This is a genomic window from Roseomonas sp. AR75, from assembly GCF_005222815.1.
GTDB lineage: Bacteria > Pseudomonadota > Alphaproteobacteria > Acetobacterales > Acetobacteraceae > Falsiroseomonas.
On sequence record NZ_STGB01000004.1, the window covers coordinates 471,549 to 493,312 of the forward strand.

General features: G+C 71.3%; 24 protein-coding genes and 1 tRNA gene. 14 read left to right on the forward strand and 11 right to left on the reverse strand.

What is annotated here, in order from left to right; genetic code table 11:
* Positions 1 to 47 precede the first annotated feature (47 nt).
* The 3 genes from E4T13_RS16315 (at position 48) to E4T13_RS16325 (ending at position 2,050) form a co-directional block, all read left to right on the forward strand.
* On the forward strand, positions 48 to 473 hold the full coding sequence (locus tag E4T13_RS16315) for a helix-turn-helix domain-containing protein (protein ID WP_137179992.1): 426 nt from the start codon (positions 48 to 50) through the stop codon (positions 471 to 473).
* Between the two features lie 82 nt (positions 474 to 555).
* A complete protein-coding gene (locus E4T13_RS16320) occupies positions 556 to 1,260 on the forward strand; it encodes a hypothetical protein (protein WP_137179353.1) in 705 nt (234 codons plus the stop codon).
* A 55-nt stretch (positions 1,261 to 1,315) separates the two neighbouring features.
* Positions 1,316 to 2,050, forward strand: a complete 735-nt coding sequence (locus tag E4T13_RS16325) for an OmpA family protein (protein ID WP_137179354.1) — start codon at positions 1,316 to 1,318, stop codon at positions 2,048 to 2,050.
* 3 nt (positions 2,051 to 2,053) lie between these two features.
* On the opposite strand, the gene phnE (E4T13_RS16330) is transcribed toward E4T13_RS16325, so the two are convergent.
* The 4 genes from phnE (E4T13_RS16330) to phnC are packed head-to-tail and all read right to left on the reverse strand — an operon-like array spanning position 2,054 to position 5,640.
* Complete coding sequence (phnE, locus tag E4T13_RS16330; RefSeq protein ID WP_137179355.1) at positions 2,054 to 2,917, reverse strand: phosphonate ABC transporter, permease protein PhnE; 864 nt, start codon at positions 2,915 to 2,917, stop codon at positions 2,054 to 2,056.
* 2 nt (positions 2,918 to 2,919) lie between these two features.
* Positions 2,920 to 3,834: a phosphonate ABC transporter, permease protein PhnE gene (gene phnE, locus E4T13_RS16335; RefSeq protein ID WP_137179356.1), complete on the reverse strand. Its 915-nt coding sequence runs from the start codon at positions 3,832 to 3,834 to the stop codon at positions 2,920 to 2,922.
* Positions 3,835 to 3,842: 8 nt separating this feature from the next.
* Complete coding sequence (gene phnD / locus E4T13_RS16340; RefSeq protein WP_137179357.1) at positions 3,843 to 4,796, reverse strand: phosphate/phosphite/phosphonate ABC transporter substrate-binding protein; 954 nt, start codon at positions 4,794 to 4,796, stop codon at positions 3,843 to 3,845.
* Positions 4,797 to 4,818: 22 nt separating this feature from the next.
* Complete coding sequence (phnC, locus tag E4T13_RS16345) at positions 4,819 to 5,640, reverse strand: phosphonate ABC transporter ATP-binding protein (protein ID WP_137179358.1); 822 nt, start codon at positions 5,638 to 5,640, stop codon at positions 4,819 to 4,821.
* A gap of 166 nt (positions 5,641 to 5,806) precedes the next feature.
* Between phnC and E4T13_RS16350 the strand changes: the two genes are divergently transcribed.
* The 6 genes from E4T13_RS16350 to E4T13_RS16375 all read left to right on the forward strand — a co-directional run bounded on the left by E4T13_RS16350 (position 5,807) and on the right by E4T13_RS16375 (position 10,418).
* Entirely contained in the window at positions 5,807 to 6,142 is a 336-nt protein-coding gene (locus tag E4T13_RS16350; RefSeq protein ID WP_137179359.1) for an NIPSNAP family protein, read from the forward strand.
* 186 nt (positions 6,143 to 6,328) lie between these two features.
* A complete protein-coding gene (locus tag E4T13_RS16355; RefSeq protein WP_240791162.1) occupies positions 6,329 to 7,198 on the forward strand; it encodes a metal ABC transporter solute-binding protein, Zn/Mn family in 870 nt (289 codons plus the stop codon).
* An 8-nt stretch (positions 7,199 to 7,206) separates the two neighbouring features.
* Positions 7,207 to 8,406 carry a hypothetical protein gene (locus E4T13_RS16360; protein WP_137179361.1) on the forward strand — a complete coding sequence of 400 codons (1,200 nt, stop codon included), beginning with the start codon at positions 7,207 to 7,209 and terminating at the stop codon, positions 8,404 to 8,406.
* 21 nt (positions 8,407 to 8,427) lie between these two features.
* On the forward strand, positions 8,428 to 9,141 hold the full coding sequence (locus tag E4T13_RS16365; RefSeq protein ID WP_137179362.1) for an endonuclease V: 714 nt from the start codon (positions 8,428 to 8,430) through the stop codon (positions 9,139 to 9,141).
* A gap of 9 nt (positions 9,142 to 9,150) precedes the next feature.
* Complete coding sequence (locus E4T13_RS16370; protein WP_137179363.1) at positions 9,151 to 9,513, forward strand: DUF423 domain-containing protein; 363 nt, start codon at positions 9,151 to 9,153, stop codon at positions 9,511 to 9,513.
* A complete protein-coding gene (locus E4T13_RS16375; RefSeq protein WP_137179364.1) occupies positions 9,510 to 10,418 on the forward strand; it encodes an SAM-dependent methyltransferase in 909 nt (302 codons plus the stop codon). The genes E4T13_RS16370 and E4T13_RS16375 overlap by 4 nt, the downstream gene beginning before the upstream one ends.
* On the opposite strand, the gene E4T13_RS29925 is transcribed toward E4T13_RS16375, so the two are convergent.
* Positions 10,416 to 10,500: transfer RNA gene (locus E4T13_RS29925), tRNA-Leu, on the reverse strand. The genes E4T13_RS16375 and E4T13_RS29925 overlap by 3 nt on opposite strands.
* 89 nt (positions 10,501 to 10,589) lie before the next feature.
* On the opposite strand from E4T13_RS29925, the gene E4T13_RS16380 reads away from it, so the two are divergent.
* A complete protein-coding gene (locus tag E4T13_RS16380) occupies positions 10,590 to 11,072 on the forward strand; it encodes an isoprenylcysteine carboxylmethyltransferase family protein (RefSeq protein WP_137179365.1) in 483 nt (160 codons plus the stop codon).
* Between the two features lie 7 nt (positions 11,073 to 11,079).
* Here the strand turns inward: E4T13_RS16380 and E4T13_RS16385 are convergent, their stop codons facing one another.
* The 4 genes from E4T13_RS16385 to tsaA form a co-directional block, all read right to left on the reverse strand.
* Positions 11,080 to 11,424, reverse strand: coding sequence for a DUF5368 family protein (locus tag E4T13_RS16385; RefSeq protein WP_137179366.1), 345 nt, complete (start codon positions 11,422 to 11,424; stop codon positions 11,080 to 11,082).
* A 15-nt stretch (positions 11,425 to 11,439) separates the two neighbouring features.
* Positions 11,440 to 12,762 carry an NAD(P)/FAD-dependent oxidoreductase gene (locus E4T13_RS16390; RefSeq protein ID WP_137179367.1) on the reverse strand — a complete coding sequence of 441 codons (1,323 nt, stop codon included), beginning with the start codon at positions 12,760 to 12,762 and terminating at the stop codon, positions 11,440 to 11,442.
* Between the two features lie 222 nt (positions 12,763 to 12,984).
* Positions 12,985 to 13,329, reverse strand: coding sequence for a metalloregulator ArsR/SmtB family transcription factor (locus E4T13_RS16395; protein WP_206030195.1), 345 nt, complete (start codon positions 13,327 to 13,329; stop codon positions 12,985 to 12,987).
* A 103-nt stretch (positions 13,330 to 13,432) separates the two neighbouring features.
* Complete coding sequence (gene tsaA / locus E4T13_RS16400) at positions 13,433 to 13,900, reverse strand: tRNA (N6-threonylcarbamoyladenosine(37)-N6)-methyltransferase TrmO (protein ID WP_137179369.1); 468 nt, start codon at positions 13,898 to 13,900, stop codon at positions 13,433 to 13,435.
* 162 nt (positions 13,901 to 14,062) lie between these two features.
* On the opposite strand from tsaA, the gene E4T13_RS16405 reads away from it, so the two are divergent.
* Genes E4T13_RS16405 through E4T13_RS16415 form a run of 3 tightly spaced genes read left to right on the forward strand, consistent with a single transcriptional unit; the run spans position 14,063 to position 19,342 of the window.
* Positions 14,063 to 16,132: a hydantoinase/oxoprolinase family protein gene (locus E4T13_RS16405; RefSeq protein WP_137179370.1), complete on the forward strand. Its 2,070-nt coding sequence runs from the start codon at positions 14,063 to 14,065 to the stop codon at positions 16,130 to 16,132.
* A complete protein-coding gene (locus tag E4T13_RS16410) occupies positions 16,129 to 17,778 on the forward strand; it encodes a hydantoinase B/oxoprolinase family protein (protein ID WP_137179371.1) in 1,650 nt (549 codons plus the stop codon). The genes E4T13_RS16405 and E4T13_RS16410 overlap by 4 nt, the downstream gene beginning before the upstream one ends.
* A 37-nt stretch (positions 17,779 to 17,815) precedes the next feature.
* Positions 17,816 to 19,342, forward strand: a complete 1,527-nt coding sequence (locus E4T13_RS16415) for an ABC transporter substrate-binding protein (protein WP_137179372.1) — start codon at positions 17,816 to 17,818, stop codon at positions 19,340 to 19,342.
* A 51-nt stretch (positions 19,343 to 19,393) separates the two neighbouring features.
* Here the strand turns inward: E4T13_RS16415 and E4T13_RS16420 are convergent, their stop codons facing one another.
* Both E4T13_RS16420 and E4T13_RS16425 read right to left on the reverse strand, forming a co-directional pair.
* Positions 19,394 to 19,615 (reverse strand): hypothetical protein, encoded by a 222-nt coding sequence (locus E4T13_RS16420; protein ID WP_137179373.1) that lies wholly within the window; start codon positions 19,613 to 19,615, stop codon positions 19,394 to 19,396.
* A gap of 1 nt (position 19,616) precedes the next feature.
* Positions 19,617 to 20,855, reverse strand: coding sequence for an MFS transporter (locus E4T13_RS16425; protein ID WP_137179374.1), 1,239 nt, complete (start codon positions 20,853 to 20,855; stop codon positions 19,617 to 19,619).
* 137 nt (positions 20,856 to 20,992) lie between these two features.
* Here E4T13_RS16425 and E4T13_RS16430 point away from each other — a divergent pair, with 137 nt between their 5' ends.
* On the forward strand, positions 20,993 to 21,721 hold the full coding sequence (locus E4T13_RS16430; protein ID WP_240791163.1) for a helix-turn-helix domain-containing protein: 729 nt from the start codon (positions 20,993 to 20,995) through the stop codon (positions 21,719 to 21,721).
* The last annotated feature ends 43 nt before the right edge of the window (positions 21,722 to 21,764 follow it).

The following is a 21,764-nucleotide window of genomic DNA, read 5'->3' on the forward strand; positions in this document are numbered from 1 at the left end:
GGGAAGTTCACCCGGGTAGGGGAAACAAGAATATGGCCACACCCGACATGGAGCGGCGTGCCGGCACGAATGCCTCATCGGAGAGGCCTGGGCAGCGTGCGAACGCAGCGGATCGCCACGTCGGCGCCCGCATCCGGGAACGCCGCGTGATGATGGGCCTGTCCCAGCAGCAGCTGGCCAAGATGATCGGCGTGACCTACCAGCAGGCGCACAAATACGAGCGCGGGCTGAACCGGATCTCCGCCGGCCGGCTGTTCGAGATCGGTCAGGTGCTCGGCGTGCCGGTATCCTGGTTCTTCGAGGGTCTGACGCCCGACAGCGATGCGCAGGAAAGCAGCCCGCGCCAGCGGATGTGCCTGGAGCTGGCCCGCAACTTCGCGCTGATCGACAACGAGAAGCACCAGGAGGCGCTGAGCCAGATGGCCCGCGCCCTGGCAGCGCAGTCCCAGGCGGAGCGCGACGGCCACTCCTGAGGCGTTCGCGCCCGGGCGTCGCACCCGGAACCTTCCCGCCCCCGACGGCGTTGCGCCGTCGGCCCGGGGGCATGTCTGACGCATGCGCAGCGAGAGAGCGGCACCGACGCGTGGCGGCTTGTCCGCCGGAGGCTGGCTCGGCCTCGGCCTGATGCTGTTTGCGCTGGTGGGTGCGCTCGCCCTTGCTGGCGGCGTGCTGGCGCCCCTGACGACCGGGTTCAGCCACCGCACCGAGGCCGCCGCTCCGCCCGCATCGGCAACCTCGCCCGACACGGCGCCCTACACGGCGGAGCAGGCGCGGGCGCGACTGGATGTGCTGCGGGAAGAGATCGCGCTCGAGCAGGCGCGGCTGGCCGCGCTTCGGGCGATCCGCAGCCGGCTCCAGGCGGAGCTTCCCGCCGCCGAGGAAGCGGCGGAAGCCGCCCTGACCGATCCGCCTGAGGAGGCGGTCGGCGAGCCGCCGCCTGCGCCGCCGCAACCTGCGCCCGAGCCGCCCCGCCGCGGGCCGCGGGTGTTCATCCATCACCGTGCCAGCTCCGCGGCCGGCCTGGCCAGCGCGACCGACCTTGCGGGCGCGCTGCGCAGGGCCGGCATGACCGTCGCTGGCGTGCGCGCCACGCCGAACGTCCCCACGACCCCCGTGGTGCGCTTCTTCCATACGGCCGACCGCGCCGAGGCTGCGCGGCTGGCATCGCGTCTGGGACGTGGCTGGGCGGTGCAGGATTTCCGCGCCTTTCCCTCGCTTCCCGCGCGCGGGACCCTGGAGATCTGGCTGCCGGCAGGCTGACCGCGCGGCACCGCGGCAGGGCAGGCGCGTTACGGCGGAAACGCCGGAGGTCCCCATGCGCCGCACGCTTCTGCTTCTCGCCGCCCTGCTCGCCTCGCCCGCCCTGGCCCAGCCCGGCGGACCGCTGATCATCGAGGGCGACGGGCAATCCCGCCGGCTCGACTGTGCGGACCGGGATGTCGTGGTGCGCGGCGCGCGCAACCAGCTCGCCTTCACCGGCGGCTGCCGGAGCCTGGAGGTGCGCGGCGATGCGAGCCAGATCCAGGCGGAGCTCGCGCCGGGTGCGCGCGTGAGCCTGCAGGGTGACGCGCTGGACCTGCGCTGGGCGCAGCGCGGCGAAGGCCAGGCGCCGCGCATCACCACGCAGGGCCGGCAGATCGCCGTGCAGCAGGTGCCCCGCATCGAGGGCGGCAGCGCGCTCGCGCGGCGGGAGACGGCACGCGGCGTCGCCATCAACCTTTCCGGCGACGTGCTGTTCGCGTCGGGCGCCGACCGTCTGCGGCCGGATGCGGCGCAGGGCCTGCGGCAGGTGGCGGAGCTGATCCGCGACCTGAAGCCGCGCGCCCTCACCATCATCGGCTACACCGATTCGGTCGGCGGCGAGGCGGTGAACCGCGACCTGTCGTTGCGGCGCGCGCGGGCCGTGCAGGGCTGGCTGCAGGACCATGCGGGCGGCGCGATGCCGCCGGTGGTGGTGGAAGGCCGCGGCGAGGCCGATCCCGTCGCCAGCAACGACACCGATGACGGCCGCGCGCAGAACCGCCGCGTGGAGTTCTTCCTGGAGCGGTAGCCGCTACTGCACCGCTGCGCCTTCGCGCCGGCCGATCAGGCGGGCGCGGATGCGCGCGGAGATCAGGTCGATCACGGCGACGGTCGCGATCATCAGGATGATGATGAAGGCGACCTCGTCCCAGTGCCGCACCTTGATGCGCTCGGCGATCTGCAGCCCGATGCCGCCCGCGCCGACCACGCCGAGGATCGAGGCGGAACGCGTGTTGCTTTCGAAGAAATACAGCGCCTGCGCCAGCATCACCGGCCAGACCTGCGGCAGAAGGCCGAAGCGCGTGCGCAGCAGGCGCCCGCCGCCGACGGCGTCGATGCCTTCCGCCTGGCGCTTCTCCGCAGTCTCGATCGCCTCGGCATAGAGCTTCGACAGCACGGCGATGTCGGCGGTGGCGATGGCCAGCACGCCGGCGAGCGGGCCGAGGCCCACCGCGCGCACATAGGCCAGCGCCCAGATCAGCTGGTCCACGCCGCGGAAGCCATCGAAGACGCGGCGGATGGAGAAATGCGCGAGCGTGCTGGTGATCACGTTCCCCGCGCCGAGCAGGCCGAGCGGCACCGCGACGATGGCCGCGATCAGCGTGCCGAGGAAGGCCATGGCGACGCTCTCGGCGATCCCCTTCAGGATCTCCATCCACAGCTCGCCGGGGGAGGGCGGGATCATCAGCACGATGATGGTGCCAAGGCCGGAGAGCCCGTTCCAGATCCGCGTCGGCGAGAAGCCGAACCACCAGAGCAGGGCGATGATCCAGCCGATGCTGGCGGACCACGCGACCGCGCCCAGGATGCGCGTGCCGGTCGAGGCGCCGAAGGCGCGCGGCATGCGCGAACGCAGCGCGGCGATCTCGGCTTCGGTCGGGCGGGCGAGCGCCATGCTCAGGCCGCCGCGCCGCGCGGCATCTCCGCGGCCAGGCCGCGGCGAAGGCGCTCGGACAGCATGTCGATGCAGGCGACGGTCAGGATGATCAGCACGAGGATGGCGCTGATCTCCTCGTAGTAGTTGAAGGCGATCACGTGGTACAGCTCCTCGCCGATGCCGCCGGCGCCGACGAAGCCGAGCACGCTCGCACCGCGCACATTGATCTCGAAGCGCAGCAGCGCGTAACTCAGGAAGTTCGGCAGCACCATCGGCAGCACGCCGAAGCGCATGCGCTGCAGCCAGTTGCCGCCCGCGGCGCGCACGCCCTCCATCGCCGAGGTGTCGGCATTCTCCGCGACCTCGGCGAAGAGCTTCCCGTTCGCGCCGGCAGTGTGGATGATGATCGCGAGGATTCCCGCCAGCGGCCCGACGCCGAAGGCCCAGACGAAGATCAGCGCGAAGACGATCTCCGGCACGGTGCGGCAGAATTCCAGGAAGCGCCGCGTGACGTGATAGACCCAGGGCGCGGGCGAGAGATTGCGTGCCGCGAGGAAGCACAGCGCGCAGCTGATCGCGGTGCCGAAGAGCGTGCCGAGCAGCGCCATCTGGCTGGTCTCGAAGATCAGCCAGAGCCACTTGTCCGCCCGGTACATCCAGGCCGCGAAGCTGCCGTCGGTCTCCCAATCCGAGAAGAAGACCTCCGCGCGGAAGCTCGGCAGGGTGCGCCAGAGATATTCGCCGATGCGCGGCAGGCCGGCGGCCAGCGTTTCCGGATAGAATTCGCTGACGCGCGCGGCGACCAGGGCGCAGACCAGCAGCATCGCGCCCCAGAGCAGCGTGGCGCGGCGGCGTTCGCGCTGCGCCGCCTGGAAGGCCGCCTCGCCCCGTTCGACGATGCCCGGCAAGCCGGGCCGGGCGAGCGCCGCCTCCATCAGTTCTGCTAGGAGCGGCGGCGGCGTTCCGCCGCTTCCTCGCGGCGAAGCTGCACGATCGGCTCGAACATGGCGTGGGTCACCTGCGCGTAGCCCTGCCCGCCGCCGCGCTCGATCTGCGCGTAGATCTGCGGGTGCACCGCGGCGAGCGCCAGGTGGAACTGGGTGAAGTCGGCCTTGAAGGCGGGCGGCAGGTCGGCGCGCACGGTCATCGGGCCATTCGGGATGGGCCGCGACTTCCAGATGATGCGCAGGTCGCGCATGGTCAGCATGCCCTTGTCGACCATGGCGCGCAGGTTGCCGCGGGTGAAGCCCTGGCTCTCGTCGCCCTGGCCGGAGGCCCAGGTGACGGCGCCGTCGTATTGCCGCTGCAGCACCGCGACCACCGCCTGCTCATGCCCGCCGCCGAAACCGGTGCGCGAGAAATAGGTGTTGATGTCGATGCCGGCGCCACGCAGCTCGCTGCGCGGGATCAGGTAGCCGGAGGTGGAGTTCGCATCGGCCCAGGCCAGCGACTTGCCGCGCATCTGCTCGAGGCTGGTGATGCCGCTGTCGGCGCGCACCACCATGACGGAGATGTAGGCGATCGAACCGTCCGCCTCGCGCGCCACGAAGATCGGCTCGACGCCGCCATTGGTGTCGAGCCAGGCGCCTGCATAGGCCGAGGCGCCGAGCGCTGCCCCTTCGATCTGCTTCGCGCCGAAGGCCTGCATCACGCCGGCATAGTCGGCCGCCGGGAACAGCCGCACCGGCACGCCGAAGGTCTGCTCCAGCAGCGCGCGATAGGCCTCGTAGCGGCCCAGCCGGTCGGCCTCGTTCTCCCCGCCGAGCAGGCCGAGCCGGATCTGCGGCACCTGTTGCGCCCAGGCGCGCCGCCCCGCCGCCGGCATCTGCGGCGTCTGGGCTTGCGCGGCGAGCGGGGCCAGGGCGGCTCCGGCGATCAGCAGGCGGCGGGTGAGCATCTCGTGTCTCCGTGGGTCGGGGTCAGGCCACGGCGAGCCGCGTCCGGGCCGGGTGCGGCCGGGCGGGTGCTTCCTCCGCGGAGTCCTCGAACTCGTCCTCGGAGACGCCGTAGATGTCGCGCACGCGCTGGCTGGTCAGCTCCGCGGGCGTGCCGTCGAACACCACGCGGCCGGCCTGCATCGCGACGATGCGGTCGCAATACTGCCGGGCGGTGTCCAGGTGATGCAGGTTGGTCAGCACGGTGATGCCGTCCTCGCGGTTCACCTGCCGCAGGGCGTCCATCACGACCTTGGCGTTGCGCGGGTCGAGCGAGGCGATCGGCTCGTCGGCCAGCATCACCTTCGGCTCCTGCAGCAGGGCGCGACAGATCGCCACGCGCTGCTGCTGCCCGCCGGAGAGCGTGTCCGCGCGCTGCAGCGCCGTGTCCGCCAGGTCGAAGCGGTCGAGGACACGGATCGCCATGGCCCGCTCCTCCGCCGTGAACATCTTCAGCAGGGAGGTGAGCGTGCCCATCACGCCGGGGCGGTGGTTCAGCCTGCCCACCAGCACGTTGGTCAGCACGTCCAGCCGCTGCACCAGGTTGAACTGCTGGAAGATCATGGCGCAGTCGGTGCGCCAGCGCCGCAGCGCGGCACCACGCAGTGCGGTGACGTCCTGGCCGCCATACAGGATGTGGCCTTCGGAAGGCTCGGTCAGGCGGTTGATCATGCGCAGCAGCGTGGACTTGCCCGCGCCCGATCGCCCGATCACGCCGACCATCTGGCCGTCGGGGATCACGAGCCGGACATCGTCGACGGCCGTCACGGCACCGAATCGCCGCGTCAGCCCCTGTAGCTCCAGCATGGGTGCCGCCTTTCCGTGAGGCAGCCTTCTACAGGCGCGCGATGACATGCCGGTGATGGTCCGATGACGCCGCCATGTCGCTTGGCAGGGCAGGACAGCGTCCGGCTTCCCCCTGCTGGCGGGGGTTGCGATGCTGCCTTGGCAAGACCGCAAGGAAGGGACGCCGATGATCGCCGACGTACGGATCTACACCTGCCTGCCGAACCGCCTGCCTGAATTCGTGGCGTTGTACGAGGCCAAGGCCTGGCCGCTGCAGCTCAAATACCTGGAGAACTGCCTCGGCTGGTACCAGACGGTCGAAGGCGAGCTGAACACGGTGGTGCATATCTGGGGCTATGCCGACCAGGGCGACCGGGAGCGGCGCCGCAACGCCATGGCGGCCGATCCCGCCTGGGGCGAATACCTGAAGGAGGCAGGGTCCAAGGGCCTGCTGATCAAGATGGAGAACCGGATCGTCCGCCCCACCGGCTTCTTCACGACGTTCCAGCAGAAGAATGGCTGACGGGGCGCGGCGCCGGGCACGCGCCCGGCGCCCCTTGCCAGGGCGGCATCGAGCGAGTTACGTTATACCATAACGCCTTCTACCATAACGTGTCGCCACGAGAGCCGCATGCATCGCCGTTCCCTTCTCCTGGCCGGAATCGGCCTTCCCCTGCTGGCGCGCCCTGCATCCGCACAGGCAAGGCCGATGGTCGTCGCCTCCTTCTCGATCCTCGGCGACATGGTCGCGCAGGTCGCCGGTGACCGGGTGCGCATCCGCGCCATCGCCGGTCCGGATGCGGACGCCCACATCTTCCAGCCGCGCCCCTCCGATGCGCAGGCGCTGCGGGATGCCACGCTCGTGGTGCGCAACGGCCTCGGCTTCGATGGCTGGATGGACCGCATGATCCGCAGCGCCGGCTATCGCGGCCCGGTCGTCACGGCCACCGAGGGCATCAGCCCGCGCAGCATGGCAGCGCATCACCATCATCACGACCACGGCGCCGGCCGCCGCCAGACGCACACGGTCGGCCCGCGCAGCGTGCCGGACCCGCATGCCTGGCAGGATGCGCGGCTGGGCGCCGCCTATGCCCGCACCATCGCCCGCGGTCTCGCCGGCGCCGACGCCGCCAATGCCGCCGCCTACCAGCAGGGCGGCGAGGCCTTCGCCGCGCGGCTCGATGCGCTGGATGGCTGGGTGCGCGCGCAGGTCGCCACGGTGCCGGAGGCGAAGCGCAAGGTCGTCACCAGCCATGATGCCTTCGGCTATTTCGGCGCGGCTTATGGCGTGGCCTTCCTGGCGCCGCAGGGCGTCTCGACCGAAGCCGAGCCCAGCGCGCGCCAGGTCGCCGAGCTGATCCGCCAGATCCGCGCGGAGTCCGTCACCGCCGTCTTCATGGAGAACATGGCCAACCCCGCCACATTGGAACGCCTGGCGCGGGAGGCCGGGGTGCGCGTGCGCGGCCGCCTCTATGCCGATGCGCTGTCGCCGCCCGACGGTCCGGCGCCGACCTATGAAGCGATGTTCCGCCATAATGTCGGGCTGATGGTCCCGGCCATGCGGGGCGAGGGCGCGTGAGGCGCGCGGTGCTGGCAGCGGCCCTGCTGCTGCCCGCCGCCGCCGTCGCGCAGGACGTCCGCTTCCCGCAGGTGAACTGGTCGGCCGATCTCGGCCTCTACGGGGTCGGCACGCCCTCCGCCACCGATGCGGACCGCGAAGGCACCAGCATCTTCCTCTTCGGCGAGGTCGCGGCCGGCGTGCATCTTTCGCCGGAGTTCTCCGTGCAGGGCGTGCTGGCGCTGGAGCCGATCGGCGAGGGCGATGCCACCGGCGGCTTTCCCGATGGCGGCGTGATCGGCTTCCGCCGCCAGGCCGCCTATATCGAGGCGCTCTACGCGGATTGGCGCCCGACCGACGGCCTGGCGCTGCAGGCCGGCCGCTTCGTCGCGCCCTTCGCGCGTGGCTACCACGACTTCCCCGGCATCCTCACGCGCATCCGGGCGCATGAGATCTCGATGATCGGCGACAGCCTGGGCGTCGGCGGCACGGTGAACCTGCTGTCCGACCTCACCTTCGGCGACGTGGACCTCTCCGGCTCGGTCTTCACGCTGGACCGCACCTTCCTGTCCTCCACCTTCGTCACCAGCCGAAGCTGCTGCGATCCGCGCTACGAACGCTACAGCCGCATCACCGCGGCGCAGGGCGGGCCGGCGAACAACGCGCAGTTCAACAACTTCGCCTTCGCCCTGGACGGCGACGGCATCGCCGCGTTGCCCGGCCTGTCCTGGCATGTCGCCGCGCTGACGCGCGCGCCGGGGCAGGACGGGACGGCGCGGGAATGGGGCTATGCCGCCGCGCTGCGCTACCTGCACCGCTGGAACGCCGAACAATCCACGCTGTTCTTCGCGGAGGGTGTGCAGTTCCGCAACGGCGGCGCGCGGCCTTCGGTGGAGTTCACCACCTTCGGCACCGATCCCGACACCGGCGATCCCACCGAGATGACGGAGACGACGACGCTGGCGGAGCGCCAGACCTTCATCACGCTCGGCGCGCAGCACCGCATCGGCCCGTGGCGCGGCACGCTCGCCTGGCAGCGGCTGCAGACCAAGCGCAGCGTGGATGCGGTGCCGACGGAGAACTGGATCGAGGCGTCCTTCGGGCGCGCGCTCGGCGCCGGCTTCAGCGCCGATCTCGGCTACCAGTATGCGCGTTATGCGCCCGAGGAAGGCGGCGGGCTCGGCACCGCCCACTCCATCCTGTTCCGCCTGGGCTGGACCCGCGAATAGGGTCGCCGCCAGGATGGGGCAATGCCCCTTCTGCCCGGCGGCCTTCCCTTCCCCGCGACCGCCGCCGAGGCGCGCATCCTCGTCCCCGATCTCGCCGCGCGCGTCGAAACCACGGACCGGATCGGCGCCGTCTCCGTGATCGGCGGCGCCGATGCGTCGTCCACCCGCTTCGACCCGACCCGCACCGTGCATGCGGCCATCGTCGCGATGGACTGGCCTGCGCTGCAGGAGCTCGGCCGAGGCGGCGCGGTCACCCAGGGCGGCCTGCCCTATGTTCCCGGCCTGCTCGGCTTCCGCGAGGTGCCGGCGCTGGCCGCGGCATGGGCGCGGCTTCCGCAGAAGGCGGACCTGCTACTGGTGGACGGTCACGGCATCGCGCATCCGAAGGGTTTCGGCATCGCGTGCCTGGCGGGGCTGGTGCTGGACGTGCCGAGCATCGGCGTCGCCAAGTCGCTGCTCGTCGGCGAGGTCGAAGGCCCGCTGGCGGATGAGGCCGGCGCGCGCGCGCCGCTGGTCTGGAAGGGCGCGCGGATCGGCGTGGCGCTTCGCACGCGGCGCGGCGCCAATCCGGTCTATGTCTCCATCGGCCATCGCGTCTCGGAAGCCACGGCGCTGGCCTGGGTGGAGCGCTGCCTGCGCGGCCGCCGCCTGCCGGAGCCCACCCGCGCCGCCCACGACGCCGCCGGCGCGCTGCGACGCGCCGCGGGCCTTCCGGCCGGAGCGACGGAAGGCTAGAGCCGCGCCATGTCCCGCATCTGGATGGCGCTAGGCGCCCTGCTCTGCCTGGTCTCCGTCGCCATGGCCGCCTATGCCGCGCATGGCCTGGACCCCGACCGGGCTTCGCTGGCGAATACCGGCGCCTCGCTCGGCGCCTGGCACGGGCTCGCGCTGATCGGGGCGGGGCTGCTGGCGGAGCGGCGGCACGGCCGTCTCGTGCACATCGCCGCCGCCTGCCTCGCCGCGGGCGCGCTCATGTTCTGCGCCGGGCTGTTCGTGCGCGCCCTGACGGACTCCTCGCTCGGCATCGTCACGCCGACGGGCGGCGTCGCCATGCTGGTCGGCTGGGGGCTGCTCGCCGTGGCGGCGCTGGTCTCGCCGCAGCGATGATCGGCAGCGCCTGGCTCGCCGCCGAGGGGTTCGAGGCGGAGCTGGTGGAGGAGCTGCGCCGCTCCGGCCGCCGCATCGCCGCCTGGCATGGCCGCCTCGCGCTCTCGCCCGATCCGCCCGGCCCTGCCGCCTGGGCGCTGGATGTCTGGACCGAGCCGCGCGAGGTTTCCGTGCGCTCGGTGAAGGACGCGGCGGATGCGCTGCGCGCGATCCAGCGCAACTGGTCCTCCTACCTCGCTGCGCATCATCGCCGTGGCGCGCTGATCGCCGAACGCCTGCCGCCGGTGAAGGCGAAGCCGCTGGCCTTCCCGGAGCCCGCGCCGACGTCCCATCTCGGCGCCTGGACGCTGCTCGCGCCGGACCGGCTGCTGTGCTCGCCGACGAAGTCCAGCCCCTTCGTGAATGGGGAGGTCGCGTTCCTCGAGGATCGCGAGGGCCCGCCCTCGCGCGCCTATCTGAAGCTGTGGGAGGCGCTGACGCGCCTAGGCCGGCATCCCGCGCCGGGCGAGCGCTGCCTCGATCTCGGCGCATCGCCCGGCGGTTGGACCTGGGCGCTGGCGAAGCTCGGCGCCCTTGTGGAGGCGGTGGACAAGGCGCCGCTCGATCCCCGCGTGGCGGCGATGCCCGGCGTGACCATGCGCAACGAGAGCGCCTTCGGCCTCGATCCCGCGAAGCAGCCGCCGGTGGATTGGCTGTTCAGCGACGTGATCTGCTACCCCGCGCGCCTGCTGGCGCTGGTGAATCGGTGGATCGCGGCGGGGACGGCGCGCAACCTGGTCTGCACGGTGAAGTTCCAGGGCGCGACGGATCACGACATCGCCGCGGCGTTCGCCGCGATTCCCGGCGCCGTGCTGTTCCACGGCGCACACAACAAGCATGAGCTGATGTTCGCGCGCCTGGGATAGGGGCGGCGGGATTTGCACCCGCACACGGCTTGCGCCGCGAGGGTTTTTAAGACCCTTCCGTCTACTGTTCCGGCACGCCCCCTTCGCGCGCTTGCGTAGCATGAAGCGGCGGCCTGGGCACCGGGCCCCGGCCGGTGGAGGATCGCCGCCGCGCGAAGGAGAGCGGAGACGATGGAGCAGGCTGACCGCCCCAACACCGTGCCCTGGCCGCCGATCCTCTACGGCGCGGCGGCGCTTCTCGCCTGGTTGCTCGGGCGCGTCGCACCGCTGCCCTGGCCGGATTCGGCGCTGCTGGCGCCAGCCGGCTGGATGCTGATCGCGCTGGGGCTCGGCCTCGATGTCTGGGCCATGGCCGTGATGGCCCGGCGCAGGGCCAACATCCTGCCGCACCGGGCCGCGACGGCGCTGGTGACGGAGGGTCCCTTCGCCTGGTCGCGCAACCCGATCTATCTCGGCAACGCCACGCTGCTCACCGGCTGCGCGCTGGCCTTCGGCAATGCCTGGTTCCTGGTGGCCGCGGCAGGCGCCGCCGCCGCGGTGACGGTGCTGGCGATCCGGCGCGAGGAGGCGCATCTCGCGCTGCGCTTCGGCGCGGCATGGCACGCCTATGCGGCGCGCACCGCCCGCTGGTTCGGACGGCGCGCGGGCGGCTGAGCATCCTTCAGGCGAGGCGCCGCGCGAGGCCGAGCACGGCGTAGGCGGCGACCAGCGTCACCGCGGCGCCGGCCGCGAAGATCGCGATGCCCAGCACCCAGTCGATCGGCCCGCCGATGTCGCGGAAGCCGGAATGGGTGACCTGCTGCATCACCAGCACCGCCGCCACGCCGCCCGCCAGCGCGACGACCTCGGACCAGACCAGGCGGCGCGGCCTGAGCCCGCCGTCGCGGAACAGCACATAGACCAGCGCGACCAGCGCCAGCGCCGCGGCGCCCAGCCCGATCCAGAGCCAGTTCCCCAGCATCTCCTCGAACACCGCGAGGAAGACGGAGACGTCGAGTTCCTTCATGGTCCGGTCCTTCCCTCAGGCGCGGCCGCGCAGCATGGCGAGATAGGTCGGCTTCAGCCCGACCTCCTTCATGATCCAGGAGATCCACAGCTCCTCCAGCGGCGCGATGACTCCGGGGAAGGAGGGCGTGAGGTTGTTCTCGTAGTCGAACTCCACCAGCATCGCGCGGCCCACGCGGGTGATCAGCGGGCAGGAGGTGTAGCCGTCGTAGCGGCTGTCGCTCTGCTTGCCCTCGATCGTCGCGACCAGGTGGTCCGCGGCGACCGGCACCTGCCACTTCACGCTCGCCGCGGTCTTGCCCTTCGGCACGCCGGCGATGTCGCCCACCGCGAAGACCTCGGGGAAGCGGACATGACGCAGCGTGTGGCGCTCCACCTCCGCCCAGCCATCGCCGGCCCAGGGGCCGGATTGCCAGCGCAGCGGGGAATTGCGCACCACCTCGGGCGCGCGCATCGGCGGGATCACGTTGATGAAGTCGTAGCCGAATTCCTTGCGGCCCTGCGCCGTCTCGAAGGTGGCGATGCGCCGGGCGGGGTCGATCGCCTTCAGCACATGCGAATGGTTCACCTTGATGCCGCGCTCGCCGAACAGCATGCGCACCTTCTCGGCGACGATCGGCACGCTGAACAGGCTGGTGGTCTGCGCATTGTAGATCAGTTCCGCCCGGGTGCGATTGCCGCGGCGGCGCAGCGTGTCGTCGGTGAGGAAGGCGTATTTCAGCGGCGCGCCGGCGCATTTCATCTCCGTCTCCGGCCGGCCGAAGATCGCGGTGCCGCCGCGGTCGGCGAAGGCCGACATGGCGCGCCAGGTGGCTTCCGCCTGCGCCGGGCCGGCATAGACCGAGCCCAGCCCGTCCTGCCCGATGCGGGCGACGTCCATCCCCTCGATCGCCGCGTAGTCGAGCGTCAGGCCGGTGGCCAGCACCAGGAAGTCGTAGGGCAGGCGGCGGCCTGCATCGGTGGTGACGACTTTGGCGACGGGATCGATCTCCGCGCCGCGCTCCTCCACCAGCGTCACGCCACGCGCGACGTACTCGGCCGTCGTGGAGATCACGTAGTCGGGCGTACGCAACCCGGCGGCCACCAGGGTGAAGCCGGGCTGGTAGAGATGCTCGCGCCGCCGATCCAGCAGCGTGATCTCCGCCCCGTCGAGCCGCGCGGCAAGGCGCGACGCCATGGCGAGGCCGGCCGCCCCCGCGCCGAGGATCACGATGCGTGCACGGGTCGCGACGGCGGCACGCGGCCGCCCGCCACCAGCGGCCAGCCCGGCCAGCGCGGCGCCGCCCAGCATGAAGGCGCGCCGCGCGAAGGGTGCGCCGGCGATTCGTGATGTCGTCATGGCCTTCCTCGTTCCTGGCCTTCGCCGCCCGGCCCCGCGCCTGCGCAGGACCGGATCAGCCTTGCCAGCTCTTATATCTCTTATCTTCGAAATTACTCATATGCGAAATCGATCTGAAGGGCAAGCAGGATTCGATGGGCCTGTCGCCATGGCGAGATTGGAGGACCGTTCGCCCCCGATGCCTGCCGTGTCTTCCGGCGGCCGCCAGCCGGGCGGCGCGCTTCAGCCGCGGGCGGCGCGGCGGGGCGGCGCGGCCGCGGCGGGCGCAGCATCCGCGTCGCAGCCCGCCGGGGCGCAATAGAGGCCGTAGAGCGTCTCCAGGATGGCGGCGACCTCGCGGCTGGCAAGGCGGTAGTAGATGGTCTGGCCCTCGCGCCGCGTCTCCACGAGGTTCAGGTCGCGCATGCGCGCGAGGTGCTGCGACAGCGCCGTGGGCGACAGGTCGATCAGTTCGGCCAGGCGACCGACCGAGACCTCCCCACGCAGCATGTGGCAGAGGGCCAGAAGCCGCTTGCCATGCGCGAGGGTGGAGAGCAGCCGCGCGGCTTCGTCCGCCTTCGCGGCCATGTCCGCCACATCGTCTTCGGAGATGCCATTCTGCATACCCGTGAATTAGTATCTTCGAAGATGAAATTCCATAGGTTTCCCGGCTCGGTGCCGGGATGGCCGATCACGCTGTCGCGGTGTCCGCAGTACCGCCGCGGGCGGGCTTGATGTCCAGCAGCGGGGTGCCGTCCAGGCAATCCAGCCCGCGCACCAGCAGCACCGCGCCCTCACGCCCGACGAGGTCCACGATGCTGGTGCCGATCGGGTTCGGTCGCACCGGGGAACGCAGCGCAAAGGTGCCCCGCGCGCTGCCGTGATGCCTGGGGCTCTGGCGCAGCAGGTCGCGGCGCGAGAGATGCAGCCAGTAGAGCAGCTCGAGCCTGGCATGCGCCTCGATCCCGTCGAGCGCCCCGCCGCTCGCCCAGGGTTCGTCGATCTCGATGCGGCAGACCGGGCCGTCGGGGCGTCCCTGGCGCGGGCAGTCGGAGCGCTGCGTCCAGGGCGTGCGGATCCGGCCGATGAAGACCAGGCCGGCCTGTTCCGGCGGCAGCCGGTCGGCGACCACCTCGCCTGGACGCGATCCGTCGCTCATCCCTCGATCCCGATATCGCCGCCGCGCCCCGGCGGCCCGCCCGCATCGGCAGGACCTGCCGTCGCGTCGCCCGTCTTCGGCAGGATGGTTGCTTGCCGCGCCCGGCGGCGCAATCCGATAGTGGCGCGCGACGAGGCGATCATCGGCGAGGGATACGGTTGCATGGCGCGTTGGCGTGTCGGCGTGGATTCGGGCGGGACCTTCACCGATGTCTGCCTCTTCGACGAGGAGGCGGGGCGCGTCGAGGTGTGGAAGGTGTCCTCCACGCCCGACGATCCCTCCCGCGGCATCGCGCAGGGCGTCGAGGAAGGCATGCGGCGCGTTGCGCCGGAGGCGGCTCAGCCCGCCGCGCCGGTCGTCTATTTCGGCCATGGCACGACGGTCGCGACGAACGCGTTGATCCAGCATCGGGGCGTGAAGACAGGCCTGGTCACCACCGACGGCTTCCGCGACCTGCTGGAGATCGGGCGGCAGAAGCGCCCGGACCTCTACGACATGCAGGCCGACAAGCCGCCGACGCTGGTGGCGCGCGACCTGCGGCACGAGGTGCCGGAGCGCGTGCGCCACGATGGGCGCATCGAGCAGCCTCTGGACGAGGACCGCATGCGCGCCGCGGCGAAGGCGCTCAAGACGGCGGGGGTGAAGGCGATCGCCGTCTCCTTCCTCTACGGCTTCATCAGGCCCGAGCACGAGAAGCGTGCCATCGAAATCCTGCGCGCGGAGATGCCCGACGTCTTCATCAGCGCCGGCCACGAGATCGCGCCGGAGTTCCGCGAGTTCGAGCGGCTGTCCACCGTCGTGCTCAACGCCTATCTCGGCCCGGTCATGCGCGGCTACATCGAGCGGCTGACGCCGCGGCTGCAGGCGCTCGGCATGACCGCCACGCCGCATCTGACGCAATCCAACGGCGGCGTGATCGGCTTCGGCACCGCGGCGGAGATGCCGGTGCGCGCGGTGCTGTCGGGGCCCTCCACCGGCGTGGTCGGCGCGCAGGCGATCGGCCGCGTCGCGGGCTACGAGGACCTGATCACCTTCGACATGGGCGGCACCTCCACCGACGTCGCGCTGCTCAATGGCGGGCAGTGCAAGCTGGCGTCGGAAGCCATCGTGCATGGCTACCCGATCAAGGCGCCGATGCTCGACATCCATACCGTCGGCGCCGGCGGCGGCTCCATCGCCACCATCGATGCCGGTGGGCTGCTGAAGGTGGGGCCGCGAAGCTGCGGCGCGGATCCGGGACCGGTCTGCTACGACAAGGGCAACACCGAGCCCGCGACGACGGACGCGAATGTCGTGCTGCAGACGCTCAACCCCGAATACCTGCTGGGTGGCCGCATGGCGGTGCGGCAGGACCTGGCCAAACAGGCGATCGGGCGCCTGGCGGAACGCCTCGGCCTGGGGCTGATGGAGACGGCGCAGGGCATCATCGCCGTCGTCACCGCCAACATGGCGCGCGCGATCCGCGTGATCTCCGTGCAGCGTGGCTACGACCCGCGCGACTACACGCTGATGGCTTTCGGCGGGGCGGGGCCGCTGCATGCGGCGCGCCTGGCGCGGGAGCTCGACATGAAGCGCGTGCTGGTGCCGCCGCATCCCGGCATCCTCTGCGCCATGGGCCTGCTGCTGACGGACCTGCGCGCGGATTTCGCCGCGACGAAGCTGCTGCCGGCCTCGGCGGACTCGGTCGGCGAGGTCGCCGCGTCCTTCGATGCGCTGGCCGCGCGCGCCGAGGCGTGGTTCGTGCATGAGGGCATCGCGCCGGCCGAGCGGCACCTCACCCGCACCGCGGACATGCGCTACGCCGGGCAGAACTACGAGCTCGCCGTGCCGCTGACGGATGGCCCGGTGACGCCGGCCACCATCGCGACACTGGCCGAGGGCTTCGCCGAGGCGCACCGCCAGCGCTACGGCTTCGTCGCGGAAGGCGAGCCGGTGCAGCTCGTCACGCTGCGAATGGAAGCCACCGGCCGCGTGCGCAAGGCGGAGCTGGCATCGCATCCCAATGGCGGTCACGACGCCGCCGGCGCCGTGACGGGCTCGCGCGAGGTCTGGTTCCCGGAGGCCGGCGCCTTCGTCCCCACGCCGATCTACGCGCGCGAGAAGCTGCGCCCCGGCAACCGCTTCATCGGCCCTGCCATCGTCGAGCAGATGGACAGCACCACCGTCGTGCTGCCGGGCATGACCGCACGGGTAGATGCCTATCTCAACCTGATCCTGGAGGACGTGGCATGAACGACGCGCCGATGTCCCAGGCCCCCGTGCTGGACCCGATCACCGTGGAGGTGATCGGCGCCGCCCTCTCCTCCATCGTCGAGGAAACCGGGGAGGCGCTGATCCGCGCCTCCTACTCCACGAACATCAAGGAACGGCGCGACTGCTCCACCGCGCTGTTCGACACGGAAGGGCACACGCTGTGCCAGGCGGAGCACATCCCGATCCATCTCGGCAGCTTCATCGGCATCGTCGCGCATGTGCTGAAGCACCACCGGATCGAGGAGATGCGGCCGGGCGACGTGTTCGTCGGAAACGACGCCTATGAGGGCGGCGGCACGCACCTGCCCGACATCGTCCTTGCCGAGCCGATCTTCTTCGAGGAGCGCATCGTCGCCTGGACGGTCAACCTCGCGCATCATTCCGACTTCGCGGATCGCGGCCATGCGCATATCTACCAGGAAGGCCTGCGCATCCCGCCCATCCGGCTCTACCGGGCAGGCGAGCTGCAGAAGGACGTGCTCGACCTCATCCTGCTGAACTGCCAGGTTCCGCGGGAGCGGCTTTCCGACCTGCGCGCGCAGATGGCGGCGAACCGCGTCGGCGTGCAGCGCTTCCAGGCGCTCTGCACGAAGTATGGCGCCGCCACGGTGCTCGCCGCCGGCGCCGCGCTGCTGGATTATGCCGAGCGCAAGATGCGTGCGGGCATCGCAGCCATCCCCGACGGCACCTACGATTTCGAGGACGTCTTCGAAAGCACCGAGGTCCCGGAGCCGCTGCCGCTCACGGTGCGCGTCACCGTCTCCGGCGACACGATGGCGCTGCATTTCGACAGCCCTCGCCAGCTCCGCGCCGGTCTGAACATGACCTACACCGCGCTGCTCGCCACGGCCTATTACGTGGTGAAGTCGGTGGTGGATCCGACCATCCTGCCCAATGCGGGGCTGGCGCGGCCGCTGACCATCACCGCGCCCGAAGGCACCGTGCTCAACTGCACGCATCCCGCTGCGGTGAACGGGCGCGTGCAGACCTGCCAGCGCGTTTCCGACCTCATCCTGGGCGCGCTGGCCAAGGCGGTGCCGGAGCGCGTGACGGCCTGCTCCAACTCGGTCTGCACCGTCGCGACCTTCATCGGCGAGATGCCCGGCGACGGCACGATCTGGGTCTATCTGGAGACGATGGGCGGCGGCGCTGGCGCGCGGGCGACGAAGGACGGGCTGGATGGCGTGCATGTGCATGTCACCAACACCTCCAACCTGCCGGTCGAGGCGCTGGAGATCGAATACCCGCTGACGCTGCTGCGTTACGAACTCGTGGAGGGTTCGGGCGGCGTCGGGCAGTATCGCGGCGGCATGGGGCTGCGCCGGGTCTATCGCGCCGATGCGGATTGCCGCGTGCGCGTGGATGTCTCGCGCATCAACTCCGTGTCCTGGGGCCTGTTCGGAGGCGGCGCAGGCGGCCATGGCGCGGTGGAATGCGGGCCGGGCGTGATGTTCGACCGCGACAACGCGGAACTCAAGGCGGGCCAATGGTTCGCCATCGTCAGCCCCGGCGCGGGCGGCTACGGCCCGCCGGGGAAGCGGGACCGCGCCGCCGTGGCCCGCGATCTCGCGGAGGGCGCCATCACCGCGCAGGCCGCGCGGGAGATCTACGGCCAGGCCGGGTAGTCCGGCGCATGTCTGGGAAACAAGGAGGAGAGCCAAGATGAATGCAACCCTGTCCCGCCGCCTGTTGCTCGGCGGCACCACCGCCGCGGCGCTGCCCTTCCTGCGCCAGCCCGGCGCGCGCGCGGCCACGCCGGGCGCGCTGACCTTCGGCCTGTCCAGCTTCCCGCCGAGCATCCAGCCCTGGCAGAACACCGGCACCGCCGCGGCGACGATCAAGCTGATGATCTATCGCGGCCTCACCTCCTATGCGCCGGATGGCGCGCTGCGCGGCGAGCTTGCGGAATTCTGGCAGCCCGTCGGGCGCACCGGCTGGGAGTTCAAGCTGCGCGACGCACGCTTCCAGAATGGCGAGAAGGTGACGTCGGCCGACGTGAAATGGACCATCGAGCAGATCGCGGCCGAACGCTCCCCCGCCTATTTCCGCGCGGAGATGGGCAATGTTGAGAAGGTCGAGACACCGGACGACCGCACCGTGCGCATCGTCATGAAGGAGCCGGTGGCGACGCTGCCGATCTGGATGGCCTCCTACCACCTGCCGATCATCTCGCGGAACTCGCCGCGCGGCAGTTTCGTCGGCGCCGGGCCCTTCGTGCTCAAGGCACAGGAACGCGGCACCGCGCTCGACCTCGAGCGTTTCGAAGGCTTCCACCGCGCCGGCCTGCCGAAGCTGCAGCGCATCCGCGCCATCGCCTACCCGGATGAGAATCTGCGCGTCACGGCCCTGCGGGCTGGCGATGTGGACCTGATCGAATACGTGCCCTGGCAGGCCATGGAAGCCATCGCCGCGGACCAGCGCCTCTCGCTCGATGCGACCGACGGCGCCTTCATGTTCCTGGTGTTCAACGGCACGCGGCCGCCCTTCAACGATCCGCGCGTGCGCAAGGCGGTGGCGCATGCGGTGAAGCGGGAGGACGTGGTGCGCGCCGCCTTCTTCGGCCGCGGCTCCGCACTGGAACAGCTGCCCATCGCCGAATCCAGCCCCTTCTACAACCGCGAATTCAAGGGCGCCTGGCGCTACGACCCGGAGCTTTCGAAGCGCCTGCTGGCGGAGGCCGGGCATGCGAACGGCATCACCTGCTCGCTGCTCTCCACCGCGCAGTACGGCATGCACAAGGACACGGCGGAGGTGGTGCAGCAGCACCTGGCCGCCGTCGGCATCAAGGCGGAGCTGAACCTGCCGGACTGGGCGACGCGCGTGCAGATCGGCAATCGCGGCCAGTACGACATCGCCGTGATGGGCACCGCGGCCGACAGCAACGACCCCGACGGCATTGCCAACCTGATCGACGGCTCGCTCTCGCCCTCCTATGTGCGCAGCTTCGGGCTCAAGATCGACCGCATCACGGAGCTTCTGGCGGCAGGCCGCGCCGAGTTCGACGACGAGAAGCGGCGCGGGATCTATCGCGAGCTGGAACGCGTGGCGATCGAGCAGGCGCCGATCGCCGGGCTGAGCTGGCGCAGCCAGGGCTATGCGATGCAACGCGCCGTGCGCGGCTTCAAGAACCTGCCGGGCGCGCTGACCTTCTATTCCGGCCTGACCTTCGAGACGACCGAGAACGGCTGATCGTAGCGCGGCATCCGCACCCGCCGGCCAGCGTGCCGGCGGGGCGCAAGACTACAGGTGCCGCCCGCGCTCCAGGATCTCCAGCGTGTATTCCCGGTAGCTCATCCCCAGTTCCTCCGCGCGTTCCAGCCGGCGCAGCGCGATCTCCCGCGGGGCGGACCAGGCCTTCTTCTTCGCGCGCTTCCAGCACCACAGCCGCCAGCCCGCGGGATCGTCCTCCTCCTCCAGCGGCGGGCCGCCATTGTGGCCCAGGCGGGCGGGCTCTTCGGCCATGCTATTCCGCCGGCGCCGGCATGGCGCGCGGCGGCAGGGATTGCGCCCAGAGCTCGGGTTCCAGCTCCTCCCGCCGGTTCGGGAAGAACAGCGCGCAGACGATGGTGATGGCCGCGAAGGCGCTCATCACCGCCAGCACCGTGCCCTGCCCGCCGGTGGCCTGGTGCAGCCAGGCGACGATCGGGCTGGCCGCGGCGGCGCCGAGGAAGCCGACGAAGAAGCGGATGGAATAGAGCTTGGTGCGCAGTGCCGGCGCGACGTAGCGCGCCGTCATCGTCTCGTTCACCGTCACCTGCCCGAAGATCGCCGCGGCGATGATCCCGGAGACGAGCAGCACCGGCCAGCCCTCCAGGAAGGAGAGCAGGAACAGGCCCGGCATCTGCACGAAGGCCAGCGGCATGAACACCCGCTTCAGCGTGGAGCGGTCGATGATGCGCCCCACCGTGAACTGCGTCAGCCCGCCGCAGAGCGTGACGAGGAAGGCGAGCATGCCGATCAGCGGCAGCAGCTCCGGGGTGCCGCCGAGGCGTTCCTGGATCAGCTTCGGCAGCAGCAGGGTGAAGGCGTTGAAGACGAAGCCGCCGACGGCCGCCAGGATCAGCAGCACCGTCACCGCGCGGCGCACGATGGCGCGCGGGATCTCCGGGAAGGGGCGGCTGGCGGCCTTGTTCTTCGCGGAATCCACCGCGCCCTCGCGCAGGTAGACCAGGCCGGCGATGACGCAGAGAAGGCCGGGGATGACGAAGGCCCAGCGCCAGCCCATGCCGGCGGCGATTGCCGCGGTGACGATCGGCGCGCCGGCCACGCCGAGATTGCCGAAGACGCCGTTGATGCCCATGGCGCGGCCGACCCGTGCGCCGGCCGCGTCCACCAGCATCGCCGTGCCGATCGGATGGTAGATCGCGCTGAAGGCGCCCATCGCCGCCAGCGCGATGGCGAGCGTCACCGGGCCTGAGGCAAAGCCCGCCACCGCCATGGCGCCGCCGGTGCCGAGGAAGAAGGCCGCCATCAGCCGCGGGCGGCCGAAGCGCTCGGCCAGCCAGCCCATGGGCAGCGATCCCAGGCCGTAGAAGACGAACATGCCGGTGCCGAGCGCGAGGATCGGCCCGTAGAGATCGCCGAACCCCGTGGGGTCCTGCACCACCATGGCCAGCACGGCGGTCGCCAGGATCAGCAGCCCGTAATGGGTGAAGACATGGGCCAGGTTGATGAACACGATCTGGCGGCTTGCGGCGTCCATGCGGCGCGGTCCTGCGGACAATGGAGAAGGCGTTGGCGTCGCCGCCATGCTAGGCTGGCGGGGTGAAGACGTCCCGTCAGCCTCTGTCGCCAACCCGACAGGCTTCCGCGCAGCGCCGCGACCTGCCGCAGGACCGGGTGGACCGACCCCTCTCTGTCTTCGCGCGCGACTATGCGGATGGCGAGGCGGTGCCGCGCCACGCGCATGAGCGCGCGCAGCTTCTCTATGCGACGCGCGGCGTGATGCGCATCGCGACCGACGCCGCGGCCTTCGTCGTGCCGCCCGGCCATGCGCTCTGGATGCCGGCGGGCGAGCCGCATCGCGTGGGGATCGAGGGCGCGGTCGCGATGCGTGCGCTGTTCCTGCGCGGCGACGCGGCTTCCGCGGGGCCTGTCGCGACGACGGTGCTCGCGGTCTCGCCGCTGCTGAAGGAGCTGATCCTCGCTGCCTGCGCCGAGCCGCTGGAATGGGACGAGGCCGGGCGCGGCGGGCATCTGGCCGCGCTGATCCGCGACGAGATCGCGCGCGCCCGCACCCTGCCCTTCGGCGTGCCGGAACCGCGCGACGCCAGGCTGGCACGCGTGGCGGCGGGGCTGCGCGCCGACCCCGCCAGCCCGCGCCGGCTGGAGGAGTGGGCGGAGGAAGCCGGCGCCAGTCCGCGCACGCTGGAGCGGCTGTTCCTGGCCGAGACCGGCATGGGATTCGCCCGCTGGCGCCAGCGCCTGCGGCTTTCGGAAGCCGCGGCGCGCCTGGCGCGCGGGGAGGCGCCCGCCCGCGCCGCGGCGGCGGTGGGCTATGCCAGCGCGCCGGCCTTCGGCGCCGCCTTCCGCGCGGCCTTCGGCATCACGCCGGGCGGCGCTAGGTAGTCCTACGCACTGCCGGGCGCCGTTGCCCTTGCCACATTCCTGC